This window comes from Geodermatophilus sp. URMC 61, from assembly GCF_052931555.1.
Map to the genome: position 1 here is coordinate 5590369 of NZ_JBRFHZ010000002.1, position 24705 is coordinate 5615073.

Below are 24705 nucleotides of genomic sequence, written 5' to 3' on the forward strand. Positions count from 1 at the left end.
CCGCGGGCCCGGCCCCGACCACGCCGCGGACTGGTCGTGGTGGCGCCGACGACGCCAGGCGCAGGCCCGCGCTGCCCACTACCCGCAGCCGAGGACAGGCACCGCCATAACTGCCGTTGCAGTATTGAGGCCCGTCCTGCGGATCTTGTGCCGGGCGGACGTCAGACCACCGCCTCAGACGTCATCGCTGAGTCGCCTAGCGTCGCAAGGTGCCGGTCCACTACCCCTGAGAGATCCGGCGCGAGCTCTTGACACCGGGTTGACTCCAACGCGGTCACGGCACATCCGGCGATTGGCTGTGACCCGGAGCACCACGTGCCGAGGTGGATGAACCGCGAAGGCGCGTACGCTTGGCAGGACGCCGGGTACAGCCTGGACGTCGATGTTGCGTCGCACCCCGACGTAGCACATTGCGGAGCCCACTTTGGGGTTCGCCGCCGAGGTCGCTCCCCGGTATCAATCAGACCGGAGGCCCGCCGTGGCCCGCAGCGAGAAGCAACGATCCACGGAAGCCGCCGAGGCGCTGGAGCACCTGGGCCAGTTGTCTTTGCGGGAACTGTCCATGGAGAGCCTGCTGCAATCGATGGCCGACCTCACCAAGAGGGTCATGCCCGGGGAGCCTGAGGCATCGGTCACGCTGATGATCAAGGACGAGCCGAGCACCGTCGTCGACACCGGGCCACTGGCACTCGGCCTCGACGAGGTCCAGTACGACCGCGGGGACGGGCCGTGCCTGCACACCGCCCGCACCGGCGTCCCGACCGAGATCGGCGATACGCGCGCGGACAGCCGATGGCCGGACTATGCCCGCTATGTCGCCGAACACGGCGTCCTCGGTGTGCTCGCCGTTCCGCTGATCCTCGCCGGAGAGGAGCCGGTCGCGGGCTCGCTGAACATCTACGCCCGCACGCCGGACGCCTTCGACGAGGCCAGCCGGGCGGTGGCCACCGGCTTCGCCCCCTACGCGGCGGTCGCCGCCGGAACCGTCCAGGCCTACCGCAGCGCCCGGAGGACGGCCGACAACCTGCAGATCGCGCTGGAATCCCGGGCGGTCATCGAGCAGGCCAAGGGCATTCTCATCGAGCGCCACAAGGTGACCCCCGACCAGGCATTCGAAGCCCTGGCCACAGTCTCGATGGGCAGGAACGTCAAGGTGCGTGACATCGCCGAGCACCTGGTCCGCACCGGTGAACTCCCACTCGTCCGGACCCGGTCCACGCCGATCCGCTGACCGGGCGGTCGAGCAGCGAGACCAATACCCTTTCTCGCAGGCCTCTAAGCAGCCGCGACGGCCACCCGGGGGGCTCGCCGCGGTCAGGCCCCGCCACTCCTAACCGCGGGGTGGCGGGGCCGCCCGGCCTGATGCGGCGGGCCAGAACATCGAGCCGACCCCAATCGGACGAACAAGATCCGCAGAATCCCTGGTCGGCACGAGGCCTCAGTCGCTTCTCGCCCTCCACGCGAACCCGAGATGGCGTCTCCGCCACCCGACGGAGCGCGGCGTGCCCCTCTTGGTCTTGTGGCTTCTGCAGTGGTCGGTGAGGGGCGTTATCGCTTCTCGTCCGTCGCACGGCGGAGCCGGCGGTGATGCGGCGGCGCAGATGCGTCCGGATCGGCGGTTGGGCTGGGGTGCTGCGGAAGGGGGCTACCGGACGGCGCAGCGTGTGCCGCGCCGCGTCACCGCGGAGACAGCGGCCGGTTCCGCGCGGTCACGCCTGGCCGCGGGAGCCCTGCGGCAGGTGAGAGGCCAGCCGCCACGGGCATACGCTCCGATCCGGAACCACATCGGTCACGGGGGGCAATCTGACGCGCCTCGTAGGCCGCTCAGGCTCGCGGGTGGAGCGATTCGCCCGGGAGGGCCTGCCTACAGCCCGAGCAGAGGGTGTGCAGATGGAGCAGGGGTCCTGGACCCAACAGCCGCCGCCCGTACCCGGTACCCCCCTCGTGGTCTGGGCACGGGAGTTGTGTACGCCCATCGACCTCACGGTGAGCCGTGGCGAGCTCCAGGAGACGGTGCGTACGGCGTGGCTGCGGCACCGTGCGCCGGTGGACCTGGAGGAGCTGCTCTTGGTCTATGAAGAGCTGACCTCCAACGGTCTACGGCACGGGCGGTCGCCGGTGTTCGTCCGCGTCGCGACCACGGGTGACGGCTGGCTCGTCGACGTCACCGATGCCGCAGTCGACCACCCTCCGGTGCCGGCCGTCGACCGAGATCCGGCCGACGGGGGGCTGGGCTTGCACCTGGTTGCCCGGCTGTGCCGGGCACACGGCTGGATCGTCGACGACGACCGCAAGCACGTCTGGGCGTGCGTCGAGGCAGCCTGAGCGCCGACTCGAGGAAACCCGCGCGGCCGGTGCAGCGGTCAGCCGCCATCGTCGTGGTCCCGGGCCCTTCGCAGCGCTCATGCGTGCCCGCGGCCACCGGGACCCAGCCTCCGGCGACGGCGCGCACCCACGCCTCGCGGCTGCTGACCGAGCTCGACGCTCGCGACCGCGCCGACTGGTCGTGCTCGCCTACGGGACCGGGCTCGTCATCCCGGGGACGTGAGCGGGCCGACGGACCGCACCGTCGACCCCGGGCGGGTGGAGCGGTCCATGGTGTCCGCGGATGTGGGCCTCGCAGGACCGGCGATCGCGATCGATGGAGAAGCTCTGGGACCGGATCAACCTCGACGGTGTCGTCGAGCGGATCCACGTGCCGTACCTCGTCGTCCACGGCGCGAACGACCGGCAAATCCCCGTCCAGTACGCGCACCGCAGCTACGAGCAGGCGGTCGCCAGCCCAAGCGGCAGCCGAAGGTCTTCACCGAGCACGAGGGTGGCGCCGAGCGCTGCAACCTCGACGACCGATGAACGCGACGCGCGTTGTGTCAGTGAGGTACCGAAGGCGGGCCGTGCGGCCAGTGGCTGATCAGGGGTCTCCGCCGCAACGAGCGCGGGAGTCAGCGGGGCGACCGGCCGATTGCGGCAGCTGACGTCGATGCGACGAAGCCGTGGTGGCGAACGCGCCACATGAAGTCGTTCCATGGGGACCCCGCCGGGCCGCGGCTTCGACGTCGGCACGCTGCTCGATCGGGTCGACGGCATCGCGCCGATCGAAGCGGTGGATGCCGCGGTGGAGGCGCTCGCGGGGATGCTTGGCGCGCACGAGCTGAGCTTCCTGATCGCCGATTTCAGCGGTCGCGCCGCTGTGCGGCTCACGAGCGGTGCCGCCGGGGTCGAGGGCGCCCGGAGGCAAGCGGGGGCCCAGGCTGAGACCGTGCCGTTGCCGGGCCAGGTCCCCGGCCAGGTAGCCGCCCCCCCCCGACGATGACCACCGCCAGATGCGGGAACCAATCCACGAGAGCCGGCATCGCTGCCACCAGGTAGCGCTGGCCCTTCTGCGCCATCAGCCGGCCCACGGTCCCGCCTACCGCCGGGTGCTGGCTCCACCGCGCTCTGACCGGGCTCGACCTGGATCCCTCCGCCCTCGGGGTCGAGGTGCCGTCGTCCGTCGATGCGGTATCCCCGGCAACTGAGACCCTGCCACCCCCTGTCTGGGCCCGACCGCCGGTCGCCACGGGGGTCTACGGGCGCTGATCGCCCAGGTTGCGTGCGGTGAGCCAGTCGACGACGCGGTCGGCCGGCATCGGGGCGGCGAGCAGGTGCCCCTGGCCGTGGCGGCAGCCGGCGGCCCGCGCGCGGGTCAGTTGCTGTGGCGTCTGGATGCCTTCGGCGAGGACGTCGGCGCCCATCGCAGCGGCCAGGGCCACGAGTGCCTCCAGGGCGCCACGCCGGTCTCCGGTGGCGGGATCGTGCTCACCGGCGAGCAGGCCGGGGTCCAGCTTGAGGGTGGTGATCGGCAGGGTGAGCAGCCGGCCGAGTGGTGCACCGCCCGCGCCGAAGTCGTCGATGAACAGTCCCACGCCCACCGCGTGCAACTGGTGCAGCTGGTCGGCGATCCGTCCCGGGTCGTCGGCCAGACCGGATTCGGTCAGTTCCAGGCCGAGCCGGGAGGCCGCCAGCCCGGAGGCGGTCAGAGCCGCGGTGACGTCGTCGGCCAGCGACACGGCGGAGGACGGCCGGGGGTCGATGTTGACGGTCACCAAGGCGGGCCATCCGGCCGCGGCCCACCGCGCGGCCGCGGTGGTGGCGGCGGTGAGCACCCAGCGGGTGAGCGGGCCGATCAGGCCGGCCTCCTCCGCGAGCGGGAGGAAGTCCTCCGGTGCCAGCATCCCCTGCTCGGGGTGCTCCCAGCGCAGCAGCGCCTCCCACCCGGCCACCGCACCGGCCTCCAGGTCCAGAAAGGGCTGGTAGAGCAGCCGCAGCTGGTCCTCCGCGATCGCCCGGTCCAGACCGGAGCCGGCGCGCGGGCGGTGCCGCGCCGACTGCGGCAGCCCCCGGGTGGAGACGTGGGAGCGGTCGCGTCGGGCGGTCTTGGCCGCGTACATCGCCGTGTCGGCCTGGCGGATCAGCTGCTCGGGGGGCTGGTGCTCGGCGTCGGAGGTGGCGATCCCGATGCTGGCCGTCAGCGACAGCTGCGCGTCGCCGATCACGAAGGGAGAGTCGAACGCCGTCTGCATCCGCTCGGCCAGCGCGACGCCGCCCTCGGGATCGCAGTCGTGGGCCAGGACCACGAACTCGTCCCCGCCCAGCCGGCCGACGACGTCGTCGCCCCGGGTGCGGGCGCTCAGCCGGGCGGCGACGTGGCGCAGCAGCTCATCGCCCACCTCGTGACCGAGGGAGTCGTTGACGGCCTTGAAGCCGTCGAGGTCCATGAACAGCACCGTGACCGGACCGCGCCCCGGCCGGCGCAGAGCTCCGGCGATGAGCTCGTGCAGATGGGCGCGGTTGGGCAGGTCGGTCAGGTGGTCGTGGCGGGCGCGCCACAGCGCGGCCTCCTCGGCCTGCACCCGGTGGGTGATGTCGGTGTGAGTGACCACCATCCGGCCGGCGTCGTCGACCCGGGAGGCCTGGACGTGGAACCAGACGAGCTGTCCCTCGACCGGGACGGCGCAGTCGTGGGCGAAGGCGTCCTCGGTGCCCGCGGCGAGCGCCTCGAGCCCGCGGTGGATGGTCCGGGCGTCGAAGGGGGTGACGTAGCGCAGCGCGGCGTCGTGGTAACTGGTGCCCGGTGCGCGCAGCTCCCGGGCCTCGCCCTTGCGCTCGCCGAAGGCGTACCACTGCCGGTTGGTGGCCAGGATCGTCCCGTCGGCGTCCAGCAGCACGGTGCCGGCGGGGGAGACCTCCAGCGCGGCGCGCAGCAGCTCCGTGCGCGCGGCCTGCTCCTGAGCCATCCGGCGGAACTCGTCGACGTCCCGGAAGAAGACCGACAGTCCGGTGGCGTCGGGAAAGGCGCGGACCTCGAACCACCGCCGCCACCGCGCCTCGAGAGTGAACAGGTTCACCGGCACGCGGTGCTCGACGGCCTCGTGCAGCGCCCGGTACAGGTCACGGTCGACCCAGCGGGGGAACAGGTCCCACACCCGCTGGTCGACCAGCTCATCCGCGGGGCGGCCCAGCAGCCGCTCGGCGGCGGCGTTCACGAGGGTGAAGCGCCACTCGCGGTCCACCCGGCAGACCGCGTCGGTGGTCGAGGTCAGGGCAGCAGCCTGCGCCCGAGCGGTCCGCAGGGGCGCGTCCCAGGAGATCCGCCAGTCCTCTTCGCCGTTCGCCGCGTCGGGCACCGTGTCGCTCCTGAGGTCGCCGGGGATGTCGCGTGGGTGGCGTCGGCCTCCCCAACCGGCACCGATCGTTCCAGAAGAGTTCCATCCGAATGACGTGGTGGCACGGGGCCGAGGGGCGTCGGCCGGGTCGGGCGCCGGTCTTCCCGCACGGCTGCGGAGGCTGCATGCTGGCCGGCGGCCGACCGCCCCGGAACACAGCCCACGGCCGCCCCTCCCTTGGTTGGGGCGGCCGTGGCCTGTGTTCGGGTGAGTCGCATCCCGTTCTCGTTCTTCATCTGCCATGTCCCGAGATCTGCCATGTCCCGGGGAGCGGGCTCCCTCAACGATGAGGCGGCCCGGGCGGCTTCAGCTCGCCGAGGTGGACGCCGCACGAGTCAGCATGACCCAGCGGGGTAAAGACCCGGGGGTCACCGGCCCCGCCGCAGGAGTGGCCGACGGAAGGGAACAGGCGTGCCCCAGGAGCGGGACTTCGACGAACGGCTGGCCGCGATCGCCCGCGAGCTGCTCAACGAGCCCGACCTGCAGCACACGCTGCAGCGGGTGGTCGAGGCCGCCGCCGCGAACCTGGACGGAGAGGTGTGGGCCAGCGTGTCGCTGGTGAGGCGGCGCCGCGAGGTGGACACCCCAGCCAGCAGCGACGACCGGGCAGCCCGGGCCGATCAGCTGCAATACGAGCTGGAGGAGGGCCCGTGCTTGGACGCGATCTGGGAGCAGGAGACATTCCAGATCGACGACATGACCGCCGACGAGCACTACCCGCGCTGGTCGAGCAGGGTCGCCGAGGAGACCGGCATCCGCAGCAGCCTGTCGCTGCAGCTGTTCACCGACGAACAGCACAACAGCCTCGGCGCGCTGAACCTGTACTCACCGCAGCCCAACGCGTTCGATGCCGAGACCCGCGGGGAGGGCCTGGCGTTCGCCGCGCAGGCCGCGGTCGCGCTGCGCAGCGCCCAGACCGAGGAGCACCTGCGCACGGCGATGGCCACCCGCAACCTGATCGGGATGGCCCAGGGCATCCTCATGGAACGGCTGAAGATCACCCCGGACCAGGCCTTCGCCGTGCTCAGCCGGCTGTCGCAGGCGCGCAACGAGAAGCTGCGGGAGGTGGCCCGGCGGCTGGCGGAGACCGGGGAGATCCCCAGCCGGCCGCAGCGCTGAGGTTCGGGCGACCCGGCGGCCACGGGTTGGGACCGCCGGGTCTGGGCCGTCCGGGACCCCGGGATCCCACACGACCGTCACCGTGAGCTACCCCCGCGGCTCCTGCCGACACTGCCGCCGCAAGAGGTGCCGCAGACGCCGCGCCGCTGCCCGAGGTGACCCCGGTCGACGGCGCCGGCCGATCACCCGGACGTCGGTGTCAGCCGACGTCGTCGACACCCTCCGCAGCCAGACGCGCGCGCACGCCTACGACCCGTCCTTTCGCGGCGTAGGCGAGGTCGCGCTCGGCTGCCGCAGGTCGCCTCAGCTCGTCGGCTCGGGCGGGGGCGGCCACGGTCAGCGCGGCGTCGTCCAACTCGGCGGCGATCGCCTCGTGGAAGGCGGCGGGCGGCGTGGGCACGGACTGGCATCCGCTGCACCCGCTACACCACGTCCTGAGACCTCACCGAGCAGCGTGCCAAGCTGCCCATCGAGCGCGAAGCGGGCTGCGCCGCGCCGCTCAGCGTTGACCACGGGCCGACCCTTGCATCAGTACCGGTGGGGCGAGCCGGAGCAGCACCGCCCGTTGCCAGCCGCACGGTGAACCTCCGCCGCAGCTCGATGCCGCACGATAGTGTTCCGGTAACCGCCGGTTATGCCGCGCCCGGCTCGAATTGCCGCCCCGCATCCAGCCCCGTTGTGTTCCGGTACGGCGCTGAGACGCGGCGCCTCGAGGGGGAGCACAGGATGCCCGGTGTGTGGCTGGTCCAGGCGGCAGACGGCGCGGAGGAGCGGATCGAGGCGGGGATGCTGGCCACCGAGGGCGGCGCGCTGGTCGCGCTCTCCCTGGAGGGCGTCCTGACGCGGGCATGGGCGCCTGGGAGCTGGCAGACGGTGCGGCTCCTCAGCGGGATGGAGGCGCATCCGGCCGGCAAGGGCGACGACAGCGACGTCGTCGTCGGGCTGCACATGGCCTGATGGAGGCCAGCCCCGGCGGTCAGGAGCCCCGTCGAGGGCGCTCTGTGGCCGGGGCGCACGTCCAAGCTCTGGTGCGTCGCAGTGAGGCTCACCGGGTCGACATGCCAGAGGCGCAGCTGAGGACCGAAGCGCCCGGTGCTGGTGCCACCGTGGTGGCCCAAGCACTGCGTTCACCGCTGTTCGTGGCGGTCCTTTCAGACATCACTCGCGGCTGACCTGTGGGTGTGTACTCCGGCGGACCCTGGGGAACCCATCCGGCCGCCCTGGCAGGGGGTGGCCCGACCACGGGTGGGCGCCGGTTTCGGGACTGCCACACGCGGCGAGCAGATCGTCGGCTGTCGTCAGTCCGGCGTCCGCGAGGCCGTTCCGCTCTCCGGCCAGCAGGAGTGCGGGGGACGGGGCGCTGAGCCGCTGCCTCAGGTCCGCCGGAGCGCCGTGACCTGCTCGGGCGTCAGCGGCCGCGTCCGCCGCCCGTGTAGCAGCAGGTGGATGCGGGCGGTCTCCTCGAGTTCCTCGACGGCATCGGCGGCCGACGCGAGGTCGGCGGCAGAGATGACCGGCCCGTGGTTGGCCAGCAGCATGGCGTGCGACGCGCGAGCCGTCCGTTCCGCCAGCTCCTCGAGCGAGCGGTCGCCCGGAGCGTGGTACGGCAACAGCGGCAGCCGTCCCACCCGCATGACGTAGTAGGCCGTCAGCGGCGGCAGCACGTCGTGCGGGTCCACGTCAGCCAGGCAGGACACGGCGGCCGCGTGGGTGCTGTGCGTGTGCACCACCGCGGAGTCCTGCGGCCGGGCCCGGTAGACGGCTGCGTGCAGGAACGCCTCCTTGGAGGGCCGCGGCCCGTCGCGGTGGCACCCCTGCAGGTCGACCAGGCTGAGCTGGTCGGTCGACAGCTGCCCGAGACTCGACCCGGTCGGGGTCACCAGGAACCCGCCGGGAACGCGGACGCTCAGGTTGCCCGTGCGCCCGGCCGTGAGTCCGCGGGCGAACAGCGACGCGCCCAGCGCGACCACCTGCCCGCGCAGCTCTGGATGGTCCTCCACGTGCCCGCCCCGTCGTCCGCTCAGGCCCGCGGGGACTGCGTGCCGAGCAGCAGTGCCAACTCCTGCACCAGCTCGCGGATCCGTCCGAGCTCCTCGCCCCCGCCCGCCCCGAGCGGACGGGGCCCGACGTGCGCGTCCACGTCGAACACGGTGTCCGGCCGGTGCCAGGCGGTGAACCACTCGAGCCCGCGCCCGTACTGGTCCCGGGTCACCCCCTGCAGCAGCAGGACCGGCACGCCGACGCGCAGGTCCAGGTGGGCCGCCACGGCCTCGTCCGCCGGCACCGCCTGCAGCTGGCGCGGGCCGCCCTGCGGCTCGACACCCCGCGCCCGCATCCAGTCGTGCAGGGAGCCGCCGTCGAGGTCCTCGGCCGACAGGTGCGGGAAGAGTTCCCTCGGCAACCACGTGCGCATGAACACCAGCGGCTCGTCCTCCACCCGCCGGACCCGCTCCAGCCGCCAGGTGTCGGTCACCCCGAGCGCGGCGGCGGCAGCGGACGGCGCCTGGTCGACCGCCAGCCCGACGATGTCCGTGCACAGGTGGCGGCCACCGGCCTCCACCTGCTGGCGGAGGCCGCCGGCCTGGTCCGCGCGCCGCCGGTGCTCGGGACGTGGTGCCACGACACTGCCGCGGCCGCGCTGACGGACGATCAGTCCGAGGTCGGCGAGGTCGCCCAGCGCCTGCCGGACCACACTCCGCGAGACGCCGTAGCGCGCCTGCAGCGCCTCCTCGGTCGGCAGCGGTGCTCCGGGTGGCAGGGAGTGGCTGTCGATCTGCTGCCGGAGCGCATCGCGGATCTGCGCGTACAGGGGCACACCGGCGGCGCGGCCGAGCTCCAGCGGCGGCGGAACGTCGTCCGTGGCCTCGGACGCCATGGACCCCTCGACGGACATCCCGCCCTCCTCCCGTTGAGCGCCGCGGCGCCGCACCGGCCACGTCCCTCCCAGCATCGTGCCCTGTCGACACGGGGGGTTGACGACGTGGCGCACGTCACCTTACCTTCGTACGGACAAATTGTACGGACACATTGTCCGGTCGATGGAGGTCCCTGTGAGCGATGTCCTGCGGACGAGCCCGTCCAAGTTCCCCATGTTCGAGGCGATGCGTCGGGTCCCCGGCGGCCTGATGCTCATCCCGTTGGCGCTCGGCGTTCTCATGAACACCTTCGCGCCGGACGCACTCGGGATCGGGAGCTTCACCACCGCCCTGTTCAAGGACGGCGCCCTCGCCCTCATCGCCTTGCTGGTCCTGGCCACCGGGGCGTCCATCACCGGCACGCACAACGGCAAGGGCGCCGCCGGGACGACGCTGGTCGTCCTCCTCGCCAAGACCCTCATCCCCATCACGCTGTGCGTGGTCCTCGGACTCACGGTCGGCATCGACGGGGTCGCCGGCATCTCGATCCTCGGGCTGATCGCCATCTTCGGGAACAGCAACGGCGCCATGTGGCTCGCCTTCGCCGGCGAGTACGGGGACGAGCGGGACCGCGGCGCCTACGTCGCCAGCGCCTTCGACGACGGCCCCTTCCTCGCGCTGGTGTTCCTGGGCGCCTCGGGCCTGGCGGACATCCCCCTGCTGGCGCTGGTCGCCGCGCTGGTGCCCTTCGTCATCGGCCTGTTCATCGGCGCGGTGGACCGCGAGTGGACCAAGGCCCTGGACGCCGTGCCGAACGTCGTCATCCCGTTCATGTCCTTCGCGGTGGGCACCGGCATCGACCTGCGGACCGTCCTCACCGGGGGTGCCGCCGGGCTCGTGCTGGGCGCCGGCGTCGTCGTCCTCACCGGCGGGCTCACCTACCTCGGCTACCGGTTCCTGCTCCGGCGGGGCCGCGAGAGCGGCATCGGCTTCGCGGCCGGCACCACGGCCGGCAACGCCGTGGCCGTTCCTGCCGCCGTCGCCGCCGCGGACCCCAACTTCGCGCCCTTCGTCGCCTCCGCGTCCGCCCAGGCCGCCACGGCCGTCCTCGTCACGGCCCTGCTGGCCCCCACCGTGGCGGCCTGGGTCATGAAGCGAGCCGGAGCGCTCGAGCCCGTCCCCCTGCCCGTGGTCCCGCCGAAACCCCACCACGCGTGACCGCGCCATCCCGCCCGCACCGATCGGAGGACCCCGACATGCGTGACCCCCGCCGTATCCGCTGCACCTACTACATCGAGGCCGTCGACGTCGCACGGGCCGCGGGCGCTCTCGCCGGCGAGCAGTCGAGCGGGACCTTCATCGCCGTCCCCGGAGAGTCCGACCGGATCCGCGAGCGCCATGCGGCCGAGGTCGTAGCGGTCCGCGAGCTCGGCGAGTGCGCGCCCTCCCTGCCGTCGCGGCGCCGGCCGGAGCGGGTGACCGCGGCCGAGGTCGTCGTCGAGTTCCCGATGGTGAACATCGGGACCGACATCGCGACCCTGCTCACCGCGGTCGCCGGCAACCTCTTCGAGCTCGTCGAGCTGTACGCCTGCCGGCTGCAGTCGATCCAGCTGCCCGACGAGTTCATCGCGGCCCACCCCGGCCCCGCCTTCGGCGTCGCGGGCACCCGCAAGCTCATGGGCGTGCCGGACGGCGTGCTGATCGGCACGATCGTCAAGCCGAACGTCGGCCTGGTGGAGGACGAGTTCCGCGGCGTGGTGCGCGAGCTGGCCCGCGCCTCGATCGACCTCATCAAGGACGACGAGCTGATGACCGATCCGGCGTACCTCCCCCTGGAGACCCGCGTCCGCGTCGCGCTGGAGGAGATCGGGGACGCCGAGCAGGTGACCGGGCACCGGACGATGTACGCCTTCAACATCACCGGGGACCTCGCCGGCCTCCAGCGCCGTCACGACCTGGTGGTCGAGGCGGGCGGGAACTGCGTGATGCTCAACGTCCCGGTCGTGGGCCTGCCGGCGCTCGCGTGGCTGCGCGGATTCGCCCAGGTGCCCATCCACGGCCACCGGGCCGGACTGGCCGCCTCGATGCGCTCCCCCGCCCTGGGGCTGGATTTCACGGTCTGGCAGCAGCTGGCCCGCCTGGCCGGCGCCGACCACGTCCACGCCAGCGGGCTGGGCAGCAAGTTCTACGAGCGGGACGAGCAGGTCGCGGCGAACATCCGCAGCCTGCAGGCGCCGCTGGGGACCACGATCGCCCCGCTCCCGACGCTGTCGTCCGGGCAGAACGTGCACACGCCGGGTCCGACGTTCGCGGCGGTGGGGTCGACCGACCTGCTCATGCTGGCCGGCGGTGGGATCGCCGCCCACCCCGACGGGCCGGCCGCCGGCGTCCGCAGCCTGCGCCAGGCGTGGACCGCGGCGGTGAGTGGCGACCCGTTGGCGGACGCGGCCGCGGCGCGCGCGGCTCGGGGCGACTCCGCCCTGGCACACGCGCTGCAGACGTTCCCGGCAGGTGCCTGATGGCCGACATCGGGTTCCTCGCCGACGACCTGACGGGCGCCAGCGACGTCCTCGCGCAGGCGCACGCCTACGGGCTCGACGCCATGCTGGTCCTCGACCCCGGACGGTCGATGCCGGACGATGCCGACGTCGTGGGCATCGCCGGACCGGCCCGCTCGCTGGCCGGCGACGCGCTCGACGAGGCGGTGCGGTCCGGCCTCGCCCCGCTGGCGTCCCTGGACCTGTCCGTGCTGCTCTACAAGGTCTGCTCCACGTTCGACTCCTCGCCCACCGTCGGCAGCATTGGGCGGGGGATCGAGCTCCTGCACGAGCGGTTCCCCGGACACGGACCGGTGCCCGTCGTCCCCGCGCAGCCCGGCTTCGGTCGTTACACCGCCTTCAGCCAGCACTTCGGCGCCTACGCAGGCGAGGTGTACCGGCTCGACCGGCACCCCGTGATGGCCCGCCACCCGTCCACGCCGATGTGCGAGGCCGACCTGCGGCTGGTCCTGGCCGAACAGCTCGCCAGCCGGCGCCCCGTCCCGGGCCTGCAGCTGCCGGCCCACGCCGACGGCAGCTTCGACGACCGGTGGGCGCAGCTGCGCGGGGCGGCCGACGCCGAGGCCTTCGTCGTGGACGCCGTCGACGAGGCGCAGATGGACACCGTCGCCAAGGCCCTGCTCCGGGACCCTCGTCGCGCCGGACCGGCGCTCGTAGTCGGTTCCGGGGGCATCATGGCCGCGCTGGCCCGCCTCCGCGGCGGCGCACCGCGGAGGCCGCCGGCTCCCACCGCCTCCCGTGGCCCGACGCTCGTCGTGTCGGCGTCCGCGTCCACCACGACCGCCGGCCAGATCGCCGACGCCGTCCGGCACGGCTGGGTCGACGTCCCGATCCCGGCCGGTGACGTCGCCGGCGACGTCACCGGGAAGCCGTGGTCGGCCGCCGTCGAGGCGGCACTCCGGGCCGGCCGGGACGTCGTCGCCCACACCACGCGGGGTCCCGACGACCCCCGGCTGAGCGTCGGCTCCGTCACCGCCGCCGAGGTGGGCGGGACCATCGGCCGGCTCGCCGGCGACCTGGCCCGCCGTGGACTGACCCGGGACGTCGTCGTCTGCGGCGGCGACACCTCCAGCCACGCCCTGCTGGCCATGGGGGTCGGCGAGCTGCGGGTCAGCGAGCAGTTCGTCACCGCCGGACCCATCTGCACCACCGATGACGCGGCGGCCGTCGCCGGCTGCCGCGTGCTGCTCAAGGGCGGTCAGGTCGGCCCCCCCGACCTGTTCCGCCGCTTCGCCGGCCTCGTCTGAGCCGCGCGGGACACCCCACCGATCGATCAGGAGGACACCATGAAGGCCGTCGTCAAGCACGCAGCCGAGCGCGGCATCCAGGTCCGCGAGGACTGGGCCGAGCCCGTGGCCGGCCCGGGGCAGGTGCTGCTCGAGGTGGCCGCCGCCTCGCTGTGCGGCACCGACCGCGAGCTCTACGAGTGGACGCGCTCGGCACAGGCGTTCAACCTCACCCCGCCGGTGGTCCTCGGCCACGAGGGCTCCGGAACGGTGCTCGCCGTGGGCGCGGGCGTCGAGAACGTCACCCCCGGCGACCGGGTCGCGCTGGAGAGCCACCTCATCTGTGGCCGGTGCTACCCGTGCCGGACCGGCAGCGCGCACACCTGCGAGCGGACCGGCATCCTCGGCATGCACATCGACGGCGTCTTCGCCGAACGCGTCGCCGTCCCCGCGGGCATCTGCGTGCCGCTGCCCGAGTCGGTGTCGCTCGAGACCGGCGCCCTGCTGGAGTCGGCCGGGGTGGCCATGCACGCCGTCCAGCGGTCCGGCTACGCCGTGACCGGGCAGTACGTCCTGGTCAACGGCTGCGGGCCCGTGGGTCTGGTCATCGCACAGATCGCCCTCGCCCTGGGAGCCGCGGCCGTCGTCGCCGTGGAACCCAACCCGTTCCGCCGGAAGCAGGCGGGGTCGACCGGCGCCCGGGTGCTCGACCCGTCGGACGACGTCGTCGGCGTGTGCCGCGACCTGGCCGGCCCGCGCGGTGGCTTCGACGTCGCGTTCGAGGTCTCCGGCGTGCGCGGGGTGCTGCCACCGCTGCTGGAGGCGCTGCGGCGGGAGGCCACCCTCGTGACGGTCGGACACCCGAGCGAGCCGGCCGCGATCGACATCGCGGCGTTCGTGAACAAGAAGGGCATCACCCTCCGCGGCATCTTCGGCCGCCGGCTCTGGGACACGTGGGAGCAGTTGCTGGTCCTGCTGCAGTCGGGTCGCATCGACCTCGACTGGCTGATCACCCACCGCCTGCCCCTCGACGAGGCCGACGCCGCGGTCGAGCTGCTCACCGGGGACGCGGGGAAGGTGCTGCTCGTCCCGGGCGCGAACCGACGGTGATCCGGCGGGGTCGGGCCGGCACCCCGCCGGTCCGACCCCGTTCGCGCTGACGGACCAGCTCGTGGTGGTCGCAGTCCTGGTTACAGTTGCAGGGGATCCACGGCTGTTCACCTCCGTCCGCTGCCGTCTCGGACCCCTGTGAATCTGCTGCTGGGGGCGCCGTTGCGAACGTCGGCGGACGTCTGCGAACGCAATCATGACGGCCCGGCAGTGGGCAGCGATCGTGAGCGGGGCCCGCTCGACGCGCGACTCAGGCTGGCCCGGGGTCAGGCGTTGGCGGTGGCGTCCTCGTGGGCCAGCGACCTGGACAGTTCGCGGTGGGCGTCGGCCTGGTCGAGCAGCTGGCCGGGCCTTCTGCTCGAAGGCGGCGACCGCGTCGGCGCCGGCGGCCCAGCGCGCCTGCTCTCTGGCGGCGGCCATTGGCCGGCGCAGTCGGAGAGGCTCCCGCGGGGATGGGGCGGGTGCCGCCTCCGAGCGCAGCGTCCGATGCGACTGCCGAGGCGTGCTCAGTCCGCACACAGTCCGCAAACGCCCAGGAACGGCCCACACCGCCTGACAGCGACCAACGGTGAAGCCCTGTTCAGGACGGGTTTCAGTCACAGCCCACTGCGCCGAACCACCTCGAGATCATTTTGCAACGCGGGGATCAGCTCGTGGGTATCGGAGCTGACGACGCCAACAGCGTCCGCTGCCGATCCGCTGAGGCGAGGCGCCACGTTGCGATACCGAGGACCAGTGCGGCGGGGCCGATGACCAAGGCTGCGACGAGACACACGCCAGCCGCCGCTGCACCACATCGACGCACGGGCGCTCGTGGGAGAGCGGCTCCGGCGTCATGGGACCTTGCGGCCCCGCGCGGAGTGGGCTCACCGTGGCCGGGTGAGGCGCCGTCCCGCCGCCGTTGAGCCGCCGGCCGAGGCTGCGGTGGACCGGTCGGCCATCGCACGGGAGATGGAACAGGCTCTGGTCCGGCTGCACGCCCTGCTGGCCGCGGCCGACGCCGGCGATCTCCGCCGGCGCAGCGACGGCACCCGGTGGACCAACGAGCAGTTGCTATACCACATGGTCTTCGGGTACCTGATCGTGCGGACCCTGCTCCCGCTGGTGCGCGTGGTCAGCCGACTGCCGCCGTCAGTCGGACGCGGCTGGGCCGCCCTGCTGACCTTCACGTCCCGGCCCTTCCACGTCATCAACTACTGGGGGTCGGTGGGCGGAGCTCGGGTGTTCAACCATGCTCGGATGGGGTCGCTGGCCGACCGCACCATCGCCGCGCTGCAGCGGAACCTGGTTGGGGAGACGGAGGCGGCCCTGCATCGCGGCATGCCGTTCCCGCCCGACTGGGATCCGTACTTCCGGTATCTGACCTTGGCCGAGGTCTACCGGTACGCCACCCGGCACTTCGAGCACCACCGCCGACAGCTCACCTTCCGTGAGAACTCCTGACCGGTCGGCCAGCTGCCGGCCACCCGTCGTGAGGATCCGTGCAGCGTGGATTCGCTGTGGGTGCCTCGCCTACGGTCGCGCGGTGGGGTCGGAGCCGACTGCTGCCACCACGCCTGCCCTTGAGCAGGTGGGGAACTCCAGGCGTCCGCTGTTGACCGCCTTTCTCGTTGGTGGGGGCGTCGGAGTGCTCGGCGGGATGATCGGCCTGGGTGGAGCCGAGTTCCGGCTTCCGCTGCTGATCGGCCTGTTCGGCTTCGTCGCGCTGCAAGCAGTGATTCTGAACAAGGCGATGAGCCTCGTCGTGGTCGCGACTGCGCTGCCAGCCCGACTGCTCGGGGTTCCCTTCAGCGACGTTGCAGCGCAGTGGTCGGTGGTGGTCAACCTGCTCGCCGGAAGCCTGATCGGCGCGTGGGTCGGTGGGAGCTGGGCGATCAGAATGGCGTCGCGCACGCTCTATCGCGTCCTCGCCGTCCTGCTGGTGCTCATCGCCGCAGCGCTGCTCGTCACCCATCTCGGCTCGTTCGACCCGTTGGGCCTCGCGCCGGCGGTACGCATCCCGGTCGGGGTGGTGGCCGGCTTCGCCATCGGCGTCGTCGCGGCCCTCATGGGTGTTGCCGGAGGCGAGCTGCTGATCCCGACGATCGTTCTACTGTTCGGCATCGACATCAAGATCGCGGGCAGTCTGTCGCTGGCCATCTCCCTGCCAACCATGATCGTCGCCTTCGCGCGCTACAGCCGCTCGCAGAGCTTCGCAGCACTGCGGGACAACTCGGGCTTCGTGATCGCCATGACCGCCGGCTCGATCGCGGGAACCGTACTCGGTGGCTTCCTGCTCGGCGTCGTCGCCGACGCGGTGCTCATCCCGCTGCTGGGACTGCTGCTCGTCTTGTCGGCGATCAAGGTGTGGAGCCACCGGTAGGCCTCGCGAGCCCGAAGATCGACGTACGGCTCCCTCGAGTCTGGCTCGCGCGAAGCTCGTGCGTTCGGCCCGTGCCAGGCTGCAGACGCGACCGTCCTGCGCTCGATCGTGCTCTTCCTCCTGGCTGCGGTCGCCGAGATCGGCGGCGCATGGTTGGTCTGGCAGGGCGGCCGCGAGCATCGGGGCTGGCTGTGGATCGGGCTGGGGTGCTCGCGCTCGGTGCCTACGGATTTGCCGCCACGCTGCAGCCCGACGCCAACTTCGGCCGCATCCTCGCCGCCCATGGCGGCGCCTTCGTCGCTGGCAGCCTCGCGTGTGGAATGGTCGCCGACGGCTTCCGGCCGGACCGCTGCGACGTGGTCGGCGCATTCATCTGCCTGGCAGGCGTCGCGGTCATCATGTGCTCCCCGCGCTCGGTCTAGCGCCATGGACAGCGCAGTCGCGTGGCTGGGTGCCGGTCAGGCCGGTGTGCCGCCCGCACGTAGCTGGCGCCGCCGGTCGTCGTTGTCCTCCAGCCCCCACCAGTCGACGATGCGGCCGCCGCGAACGGTGAACCAGTACACCTCCCGCACGTTGCGGAATGCCCGGCCGGTGCCGGGCCGGCCCCTCCACGGCCCGGTGTGGGTGCCCGAGCAGCGGAAGTGGCCGACCACGGTGTCGCCCTCGCCGACCAGGGCCACGGTCTCCATCCGCACGTCCGGGAAGGCCGTCCGGAAGGGGGCCACCCACTCGCGCGCCGCTGCGGCGATCTCCGACGCGTACAGCTCCTCGACCGCGGCGAGGTTCCCGCCGTTGATGACTTCGGTGACCGCGCGGGCCACCAGCCGCTTGTTGTCCTCGACGCTCACGGCTCCAGATGTCCAATTCGCGCGGCCATCCACAGCGCGCAGCGCCGGCAGACGTAGATTTCCGGCGTGCCGCCTAGCTCGTGCACCGCGATACGCCGCAGATCCCGGTCGCAGCAGTCGCAGCTCACCGACTCTTGAGTCGGGATCATCCGGCGGCGCCCGAGCAGCCTCACCGCAGGACCGCTACCAACTGCTCGACCGTCGGGGCGCCAGTCAACCCGGCCCCGGTGCGGTAGACCCGGCAGGACAGCCCGACGGGAGCCTCTCGATCGAGGAAGGGGTCGCGACCGTCTATCAGGATCGTCGGCGAGCCGCGGAACTCAACGGACTCTGCCTCCCGCGGCGTCGAGACCTTCCCGTAGGTCACTTCGACGTCCGGCGTCCCGGTCCCATCAAGCGCCGCGCGCAGGCACCCGTCGAAGTAGAGCAGCGTGACCTTCACGAGCCCATCGTGGCGCAGTCCTCCCGCATCGCGGAGGCAGACCGATCCCGGTCCGCCTGATGTGAGACAAGTCCTCGTCCAGACGCTTGCCCAAGATGAACCCTGCCTACGACCGCACATCGCCAACGTCAACCAATCAAGCAATCGACGAGCGCCAAGCACTCGGCCATTTCCTCGGCTGGCAGGGCCCTCCAACTCTTCACTGAAGAACGGCACGCATGCTACCAATAGAGGTAGTCCGGGCCCCGTTTCACTGGGCCTATCGCCGTTTCTGGGGATGGCGCGTTGGTCATTGTTGGGTGGCGCTGAGTATGCGTGGCGGAGTCAAGTTCTTCGCTGGCGCGCCGGCCGCTGCCCGACACTACGTGGAAGCGGACCGGGGTCGGGCGGACGACTACTACCTCACCGAGGGGGCCGGGATCGCCCGCCGCTACAACGCCGGGGCCGGGAGCGTGGAGGAGTCGGCGCCGCTGACAGGGGAGTCGTACGAGGCGTGGGTGGCCGGCCTCGACCCGGATACCGGGGAGCCGCGGGGGTGGCTGCGGACCGACGACCGCGCCGTGCGGTTCGTGGAGGTCGTGGTCAACGGCCCGAAGTCCTGGTCGCTGGCCGCCGCCCTGCACCCGGACATCGCCGCGGCCTATGACGCCGCGCAGGACCGCGCCGCCGAGCAGGTCATCGGCTGGTTGGCCGAGCACGCGACGACCCGGGTGGGGCCGCGCGGTGGGCAGGTGCAGATGCCGGTCGAGCGGCTGGAGGCGGTGACGGTGCGGCACCACACCTCCCGCGCCGGGGATCCGCACCGGCATCTGCACCTGCAGGTCAACGCCCGCGTGTTCGCCGCTGGGAAGTGGCGTGGGTTGCACACCGTCGGGGTCCGCGATTCACTCGCGGCGATCAACGGGATCGGGCATGCTGCCGTCGCCTGCGACTCGCAATTCCGGGCCACGCTCGCCGCTCACGGATATGTGTTGGACGCCGCTGGCGAGATTCGGCAGCTCGCGGAATTCGTGGGGGCGTTCTGTGCCCGCTCGGCGCAAATCGCCCGCAATCTTGACCGCTACGAATCCGAATGGACCGCCGCGCACCCCGGTGCACGACCCGGGCCGGCGCTGCGGCGGGCCTGGGACGCTCGGGCGTGGGCCGACGGCCGACCGGACAAGGTCGTTCCGCAGCCTGGCGAGGACATCACCACCCGGTGGCTCGGCGAGCTGGCCGCCCTCGGCTACCGCGACCGTGACGGAGTCGTCGACCTGATCCCGACCCCGATCGGCGTTCTGGACCGGGATGCGGCGGTGGAGCGGGTGTTGACCCGGCTGGCCGCCGGCCGCTCGGCCTGGAACGCGGCTGACGTCCGCGGTGAGGTGGAGCAGCTGATCGCCGCCGACGGCATCATCGCCGACCCGGCCGTGCGCACCGAGCTGGCCGAGGACCTCACCGCCCGCACTCTCGAGCGGTGCCTGTCGCTGTTGAACCGCGACGGCGTGCCCGAGCACCTCCGCACCTGGACCTCGCAGCCGGTGCTCGACGTCGAGGCCGACCTGACCGCCCGGCTGGCCGCCCGCACCGCCGGAGCCGGCGGACCGGACACCGACCGCCCACTTCCGGAGGACCCGGCACCTCATGCGGTGTGCGCGGTCGACACCGAACGGTTGGACGCAGGTCAGCGTGCGGCGGCGGCCGCGCTGGCCGGCAACCGTCCGCTGGTGGTCGTCGAGGGGGCGGCGGGGGCCGGCAAGACCTCCACCCTCGCCACTACCCGACAGCTCCTCGACCACCAGGGGCGGCGGATGGTGGTGGTCACCCCCACCCTGAAGGCGGCCAAGGTCGCGCAGGCGGAGGTGCGTGCCGCCGCCGGGTCGGCCGCCTGGCTGGCCTTCCAGCACGGCTGGCGCTGGACCGACGAGGGTGCCTGGACCCGGCTCGCCGTCGGCCGGACCGACCCGGTCCGCGGAAACGCCTACACCGGCCCGGACGACGCCGCAGCCCTGCGGCCGGGCGACCTGCTGGTCGTCGACGAGGCCGGGATGCTCGACCAGGACACCGCCCGCGCCCTGCTCACCGTGGCCGACGAGTGCCAGGCCCGGCTGGCGCTGCTCGGCGACCGGCACCAGCTGGCTGCGGTCGGCCGCGGCGGCGTCCTCGACCTCGCCGTCCGCCAACTCGACCCGACCGGCCATCTGACGCTCGACGGGGTGCACCGATTCACCCGCACCGACGACGAGGCCCCCGTCCCTGACACCGCCTACGCCGACCTGACCCTGGCCATGCGCACCGGTGACGACCCCGGCGCGGTGTTCGACGCGCTGGCCGCCCGCGACCAGATCCGGCTGCATCCTGATGAGGCGGCGCTGTCCGAGGCGCTGGCGGCCCTCGCCGCCGAGCACCGCGCCAACGTCGAGCGGGTGGTGGTCGTGGTGGACACCCGCCAGCAGGCCACCGAGCTGGGCGCCGCCATCCGGGACCGGCTGGTCGCTGACGGCCGCGTCGACGACCGTGCCGCGGTCACCACCGGAGCGGGGCAGCGGATCGGCGCCGGCGACCGGATCGCCACCCGCCGCAACGACCGCGACCTGCGCGTCGCCAACCGCGACACCTGGACCGTCACCGCCGTCGGCCCGCACGGCGAGCTCGCTGTCACCCCGGCCGACGCCAACCCGAGCCGTGTCACCCCGAGCGGTCCTGCTCCCGCCGGTGTCCCCCCCGGCGCCGTGGGGGAGCGGGTACTGCCGGCGGACTACGTCACCTCGCACGTGGAGCTGGCCTACGCCAGCACCGCACACGGCGTGCAGGGCGACACCGTTCCGGCCGCGCACGTGGTGATCGGCCAGCACACGGGCGCGGGGGCGGCCTATGTCGGGATGACCCGCGGCCGCACCGCGAACACCGCCCACCTCGTCGCCAGCGATCTCGACGACGCGCGGGAGCAGTGGGTCGCGGTCTTCGCCCGCGACCGGGCCGACCTCGGCCCCGGCCACGCCGCCGAGCTGGCCGCCGCGGAGGCCGCCCGCTACGCCCGGCCCCGTCCGCTGGATCAGGTGCTGGTCGAGCTGCGCCAGGCGTGGACGGTCGAACAGCGCTGCCTCGACCGCCTCACGCTCACCGAGCCGCGCCGTGACGCGCTGCGCGAGCTGATCGCCCTCGATGTCGGCCCGGCCGCCCAGCTCCTGGCCCGTGAGGCCGCCTGCCGGCGGGCGGCCATCGACGCCGACGACGCCACGGGGCGGGCCGAGGCCAGCGGTGCGGTCGTCGCCGCCGAAGCCGACCACCTGCGTGACGTGCTGCTCGCCGAATGGGCCGCGCAGCGCGGCGCGGCACACAGCGCCGCCCAGACCCTCCAGCAGGGACCGGGCCGACTCGGGCTGCGGCGCGCCACCGTCGCCCGGGCCCGGGATCAGCTCACCGCTTGGGCCGACGGCTGGCGACCCCACCTGCCGACCCTGCCCACCGACCCCGACCGGATCGCTCAGGTCGCCGGCCGGTTCGACGATCGGCCGGCGCTGTGGGCGGCGCTCGACGCCTCGGCCCGTCGTCGGGCCGAGCGGGCGCATCCCGAGTGCAGGGAGCTGCGCGCGGTCGCCGACGCCGCCCAGCGCGCGCACGAGCACGCCCGGCACGCCCTCGCTGAGGCGCGCCGCGGCCGGGACCAGCGACTCACCCGCTTCGGGTCGATCGCCCGGTTGCCCGATCCCGCCAGCGGGCTCGCCGAGCTGGAGCGGGACGTGGCCGCAGACCGCCAGGAGCTCACCGACGTCCGAGCGCAGATCACCCGGCTCGTGGCCGAGCCCTCGCTGCTGGCCCAGCCGCGGGATCGGCTCGACCGCGAGCGCGAGGCCTGGCGCGCCGGCCGCGAGGCCGAACGGGCCGCCCGCCGAGCAGACACGACGTCGCCGACCGGCCGGACGTCGACCGTCCGCGTGGCCCCGCCACCGCCTCCGTCCCTCGGGCTCCGCCCTCCACCCGGCCGGGGAATCCCCCGGTGAAGCGCGGCCTGCCGGCTCTCCGACACCGGGCCGTGGACTTGCGGTGCTGAGCGCCCTCGGCCTCACCGGAGCAGGACTGCAGAACTACCGGAGGAGGGACTGCAGGGCGACCGGAGGATCTGGCGGTAGGTGTCAGCAAACGGCCCCAGATGACGCCTTCTGAAGGTGCACGGCCAACCACACCCGACCAGCCCCAGAGACAGCCATGCCCGACCGCACCGCCGACCACCAGCCCGAGCTGCTCACCATCACCGAGGCCGCCGAGGTGCTGCGCACCCCCGTGGCCACCCTGCGCTACTGGCGGCACCTGGGCACCGGCCCCCGCAGCTTCCGCCTCGGCCGGCGCGTCCTCTACCGGCGCGACGACCTCCGCGCCTGGATCGACGCGCGGCGCGAGGCCGCCGTGCCGACCGACGCGTGAGTCGGCCGGCAGGGGTCCCGGCCGAGGTCCCGAGCCCCGTCGCGGCCGATCGGCGACCATGACCCTGGACCCGTACGGGCACCTGTTCGCCGACCAGCGCGACGAGGTCGCCGACGAGATGGACGCGGCCCGCGCGCAGGGCTAGGGGCCTGTCCTGCGGGCCATGTACGCCCTCGGCCCTGAAGGCGGCCTATGGGACAGGGACGACTCGCTCAAGGCGACCCGACCACGAGCCGCATGGCAAGTAGCGACCAGTTCCGCAACCCGAACGGCAACCTGGTCGAGACCGACGACCTGCTCGCCTGGTCCTCGCCGCATGCCCGCTATCTCGCTGACGGGGCGGGCCGGCGACCAGCTTGCCGTCCCTGTGCGTACTAACCGAGTGCGACACCCTGGGGGTTGTCGATGACGTACCGCCACGTTCCGTCCGACTGCCGTCGCATGACATCCGTCGCCGTCCCGGACTGACGGGAGATCTCCCCGTCGGCTCCGGACAGCTCCAGGGTCCACCGTGAGATGACTAGGGCGATGTCGCCCGCCACGAAGACGGTCGGCGGCAGCCCCTCCAGGCGAGGCTTGAACTGGAACAGGGTCACCAACGCGGCACGGATCTGCTCGTGCCCGCGCACAGCGACGCCGCTGTCAGCGTCGATGAAGACGCCGTCGGCCTCGAACAGCTCCAGCACGGCGTCTACGTCGCGTTCGAAGACGGCCTGTCCCATCAGCGCGTCCGTTGCCTGCGGGCTCGCCCCTGCCATGTGACCCACCCCGTCGCCGTCTCGTCTGAGGGTCCGGGCACAGATCATGTCGCCGGGCGCCAAGCTCTCACCAGGACTCGATGAGCGGCCGCTGCCACGAGACTGCAGCCGGACAGATCCGGTCCGCGGAAGCCGAGGGCAGATAACGGCGACCTCGCGACCGTTGGTCCGGGTCGCCCAGCAGGGACTCGCACCGGGCTCCGTCAGTCGTCACCGGAGGCCGCTCGGGCTTACGCGGTCCCCTCCGTATGGGCGATCAGCGCGGCGATCCGGCGACCCGCTTCCCCCTCGGTGATCACGTAGGTGAACTCCGCCCGGGCGATCTCGGTGCCATCCGCCCGAAGGCGGGCGAACCGACCCCGATGGAGGGCGCACGAGCAGTTGAGGAGCGTCGTCTCCCCGTCCACCTCTTCGCTGCGGCCGTAACCGGCGGACCGCAACCCCGCCATCTGCTGCTGCGCGAAGGCCAGAAGGTGGGCCTCATCCCCCAGCACCCGGACAGCCGGCATCAGAGCTGACCAGCAGTGGAACGGCGTAGTAGGAGAGGAGATGGCGCGTGTCGTCGATGTCCCCGCGGACCACCGCTGCGAAGTCGGCAACGTAGGAGGCGTGCCAGCGCTCGATGTCGGCAACGTCCATGGCTGGATCATCCCGCCGTTGCACGCCGTCCGGGCGCGGGTGGCAGCCGCCGTGGCGACAGGCCAGGTGGCCGCTGCTGCCGCCGGCCGCGAAACCCCATCTATATCGGTGAGTCTGTCTGCATCGGACCGTGGAGCCGGTAACCGACGACCTCGCTGGCGAGAATCACGGCGTGCTCGCCGAGCGCGAGGTGCTTGAAGCCGATGGCATCGGGGGATGCCCAGGCCTCGTGTAGGGCGTTCGCAAAGATGCGGTCCTGGCCGTCCTCCAGCGCTAGGTCAATGGTGTGCCCACTGCGGACGAAGACTTCGACGCGGGACGTCATCGCAAGAGCGTAGGACTCAGCGTGGGGCTTGGAGGAACAGATGGAGCCGAGCCACGACCGTTTGGGGTGCGGCGCCCCGCAGCCCGCTGCGACCGACGGGTCACGCTCGCTGCTCCGCGGCAGTGTGTGGCTCAGTGGTCGACCGGCCAGCGCTGGGCAACCCGCCGCCTCGCTGTGACGCGGTGAGAGCAGCGGGCGCCGCGCCCATCTACGCGGAGCAGCCCCGTACTTCCGCAAGCTGGACCGGGACGGCGATGGGGTCCCTTTCGAGTCGCGCCCGCGAGCTCTGGCTCAGCTCCTGGCGCGGGGGTGCCCGCGTCTCCGCTCGCGCGTCAGCCTGCCGTGGCCTGTTCA

At 72.7% G+C, this 24705-nt stretch carries 22 protein-coding genes and 2 pseudogenes; 15 read left to right on the top strand and 9 right to left on the bottom strand.

The window, feature by feature from the left end; genetic code table 11:
- The first annotated feature begins 478 nt into the window (after nt 1-478).
- The 4 genes from ACU610_RS26375 to ACU610_RS26390 all read left to right on the top strand — a co-directional run bounded on the left by ACU610_RS26375 (nt 479) and on the right by ACU610_RS26390 (nt 3313).
- The gene (locus ACU610_RS26375) at nt 479-1231 is read left to right on the top strand and encodes an ANTAR domain-containing protein (RefSeq protein ID WP_446770646.1); all 753 of its coding nucleotides are present in this window, start codon (nt 479-481) and stop codon (nt 1229-1231) included.
- An 815-nt stretch (nt 1232-2046) separates the two neighbouring features.
- Nucleotides 2047-2325, top strand: coding sequence for an ATP-binding protein (locus ACU610_RS26380; protein ID WP_446770647.1), 279 nt, complete (start codon nt 2047-2049; stop codon nt 2323-2325).
- 316 nt (nt 2326-2641) lie between these two features.
- Nucleotides 2642-2911, top strand: a complete 270-nt coding sequence (locus tag ACU610_RS26385) for a hypothetical protein (protein WP_446770648.1) — start codon at nt 2642-2644, stop codon at nt 2909-2911.
- 114 nt (nt 2912-3025) lie between these two features.
- Nucleotides 3026-3313, top strand: coding sequence for a hypothetical protein (locus ACU610_RS26390; protein ID WP_446770649.1), 288 nt, complete (start codon nt 3026-3028; stop codon nt 3311-3313).
- Nucleotides 3314-3566: 253 nt separating this feature from the next.
- Here the strand turns inward: ACU610_RS26390 and ACU610_RS26395 are convergent, their stop codons facing one another.
- Nucleotides 3567-5666, bottom strand: a complete 2100-nt coding sequence (locus ACU610_RS26395; protein WP_446770650.1) for a putative bifunctional diguanylate cyclase/phosphodiesterase — start codon at nt 5664-5666, stop codon at nt 3567-3569.
- A 450-nt stretch (nt 5667-6116) separates the two neighbouring features.
- Here ACU610_RS26395 and ACU610_RS26400 point away from each other — a divergent pair, with 450 nt between their 5' ends.
- Nucleotides 6117-6824 (top strand): ANTAR domain-containing protein, encoded by a 708-nt coding sequence (locus ACU610_RS26400; RefSeq protein WP_446770651.1) that lies wholly within the window; start codon nt 6117-6119, stop codon nt 6822-6824.
- 199 nt (nt 6825-7023) lie between these two features.
- Here the strand turns inward: ACU610_RS26400 and ACU610_RS26405 are convergent, their stop codons facing one another.
- Nucleotides 7024-7224 (bottom strand): hypothetical protein, encoded by a 201-nt coding sequence (locus tag ACU610_RS26405; protein ID WP_446770652.1) that lies wholly within the window; start codon nt 7222-7224, stop codon nt 7024-7026.
- Nucleotides 7225-7550: 326 nt separating this feature from the next.
- Between ACU610_RS26405 and ACU610_RS26410 the strand changes: the two genes are divergently transcribed.
- A complete protein-coding gene (locus ACU610_RS26410) occupies nt 7551-7781 on the top strand; it encodes a hypothetical protein (RefSeq protein ID WP_446770653.1) in 231 nt (76 codons plus the stop codon).
- 416 nt (nt 7782-8197) lie between these two features.
- On the opposite strand, the gene otnC is transcribed toward ACU610_RS26410, so the two are convergent.
- Entirely contained in the window at nt 8198-8824 is a 627-nt protein-coding gene (otnC, locus tag ACU610_RS26415; protein WP_446770654.1) for a 3-oxo-tetronate 4-phosphate decarboxylase, read from the bottom strand.
- Nucleotides 8825-8844: 20 nt separating this feature from the next.
- Nucleotides 8845-9717 (bottom strand): GntR family transcriptional regulator, encoded by an 873-nt coding sequence (locus tag ACU610_RS26420; RefSeq protein WP_446770655.1) that lies wholly within the window; start codon nt 9715-9717, stop codon nt 8845-8847.
- Nucleotides 9718-9874: 157 nt separating this feature from the next.
- Between ACU610_RS26420 and ACU610_RS26425 the strand changes: the two genes are divergently transcribed.
- From ACU610_RS26425 to ACU610_RS26455, 7 genes and pseudogenes are all read left to right on the top strand, one after another.
- Nucleotides 9875-10897, top strand: a complete 1023-nt coding sequence (locus tag ACU610_RS26425; protein ID WP_446770656.1) for a 2-keto-3-deoxygluconate permease — start codon at nt 9875-9877, stop codon at nt 10895-10897.
- A gap of 38 nt (nt 10898-10935) precedes the next feature.
- Nucleotides 10936-12198, top strand: a complete 1263-nt coding sequence (locus tag ACU610_RS26430) for a ribulose-bisphosphate carboxylase large subunit family protein (protein ID WP_446770657.1) — start codon at nt 10936-10938, stop codon at nt 12196-12198.
- Nucleotides 12198-13484: a four-carbon acid sugar kinase family protein gene (locus tag ACU610_RS26435; protein WP_446770658.1), complete on the top strand. Its 1287-nt coding sequence runs from the start codon at nt 12198-12200 to the stop codon at nt 13482-13484. Before ACU610_RS26430 ends, ACU610_RS26435 begins: the two co-directional genes overlap by 1 nt.
- Before the next feature lie 39 nt (nt 13485-13523).
- Nucleotides 13524-14573, top strand: coding sequence for an alcohol dehydrogenase catalytic domain-containing protein (locus ACU610_RS26440; protein WP_446770659.1), 1050 nt, complete (start codon nt 13524-13526; stop codon nt 14571-14573).
- Between the two features lie 879 nt (nt 14574-15452).
- Nucleotides 15453-16016 carry a DinB family protein gene (locus ACU610_RS26445; RefSeq protein WP_446770660.1) on the top strand — a complete coding sequence of 188 codons (564 nt, stop codon included), beginning with the start codon at nt 15453-15455 and terminating at the stop codon, nt 16014-16016.
- 82 nt (nt 16017-16098) lie between these two features.
- Complete coding sequence (locus ACU610_RS26450) at nt 16099-16935, top strand: TSUP family transporter (RefSeq protein WP_446770661.1); 837 nt, start codon at nt 16099-16101, stop codon at nt 16933-16935.
- 108 nt (nt 16936-17043) lie between these two features.
- Nucleotides 17044-17357, top strand: a pseudogene (locus tag ACU610_RS26455) (YnfA family protein).
- Between the two features lie 36 nt (nt 17358-17393).
- Here the strand turns inward: ACU610_RS26455 and ACU610_RS26460 are convergent.
- Both ACU610_RS26460 and ACU610_RS26465 read right to left on the bottom strand, forming a co-directional pair.
- Nucleotides 17394-17783, bottom strand: a complete 390-nt coding sequence (locus ACU610_RS26460; protein ID WP_446770662.1) for an ester cyclase — start codon at nt 17781-17783, stop codon at nt 17394-17396.
- Between the two features lie 169 nt (nt 17784-17952).
- Nucleotides 17953-18225 (bottom strand): thioredoxin family protein, encoded by a 273-nt coding sequence (locus tag ACU610_RS26465; RefSeq protein ID WP_446770663.1) that lies wholly within the window; start codon nt 18223-18225, stop codon nt 17953-17955.
- 311 nt (nt 18226-18536) lie between these two features.
- On the opposite strand from ACU610_RS26465, the gene mobF reads away from it, so the two are divergent.
- Together mobF and ACU610_RS26475 are read left to right on the top strand one after the other, a co-directional pair.
- Complete coding sequence (mobF, locus tag ACU610_RS26470; RefSeq protein WP_446770664.1) at nt 18537-22208, top strand: MobF family relaxase; 3672 nt, start codon at nt 18537-18539, stop codon at nt 22206-22208.
- A 205-nt stretch (nt 22209-22413) separates the two neighbouring features.
- On the top strand, nt 22414-22629 hold the full coding sequence (locus ACU610_RS26475) for a helix-turn-helix transcriptional regulator (RefSeq protein ID WP_446770665.1): 216 nt from the start codon (nt 22414-22416) through the stop codon (nt 22627-22629).
- Between the two features lie 374 nt (nt 22630-23003).
- Here ACU610_RS26475 and ACU610_RS26480 read toward each other — a convergent pair whose 3' ends face one another.
- The 3 genes and pseudogenes from ACU610_RS26480 to ACU610_RS26490 all read right to left on the bottom strand — a co-directional run bounded on the left by ACU610_RS26480 (nt 23004) and on the right by ACU610_RS26490 (nt 24351).
- Complete coding sequence (locus ACU610_RS26480) at nt 23004-23387, bottom strand: YybH family protein (protein WP_446770666.1); 384 nt, start codon at nt 23385-23387, stop codon at nt 23004-23006.
- 230 nt (nt 23388-23617) lie between these two features.
- Nucleotides 23618-24026 (bottom strand): annotated as a pseudogene (locus ACU610_RS26485) (DUF6841 family protein).
- A gap of 100 nt (nt 24027-24126) precedes the next feature.
- The gene (locus ACU610_RS26490) at nt 24127-24351 is read right to left on the bottom strand and encodes a hypothetical protein (protein ID WP_446770667.1); all 225 of its coding nucleotides are present in this window, start codon (nt 24349-24351) and stop codon (nt 24127-24129) included.
- Between the last annotated feature and the right edge of the window lie 354 nt (nt 24352-24705).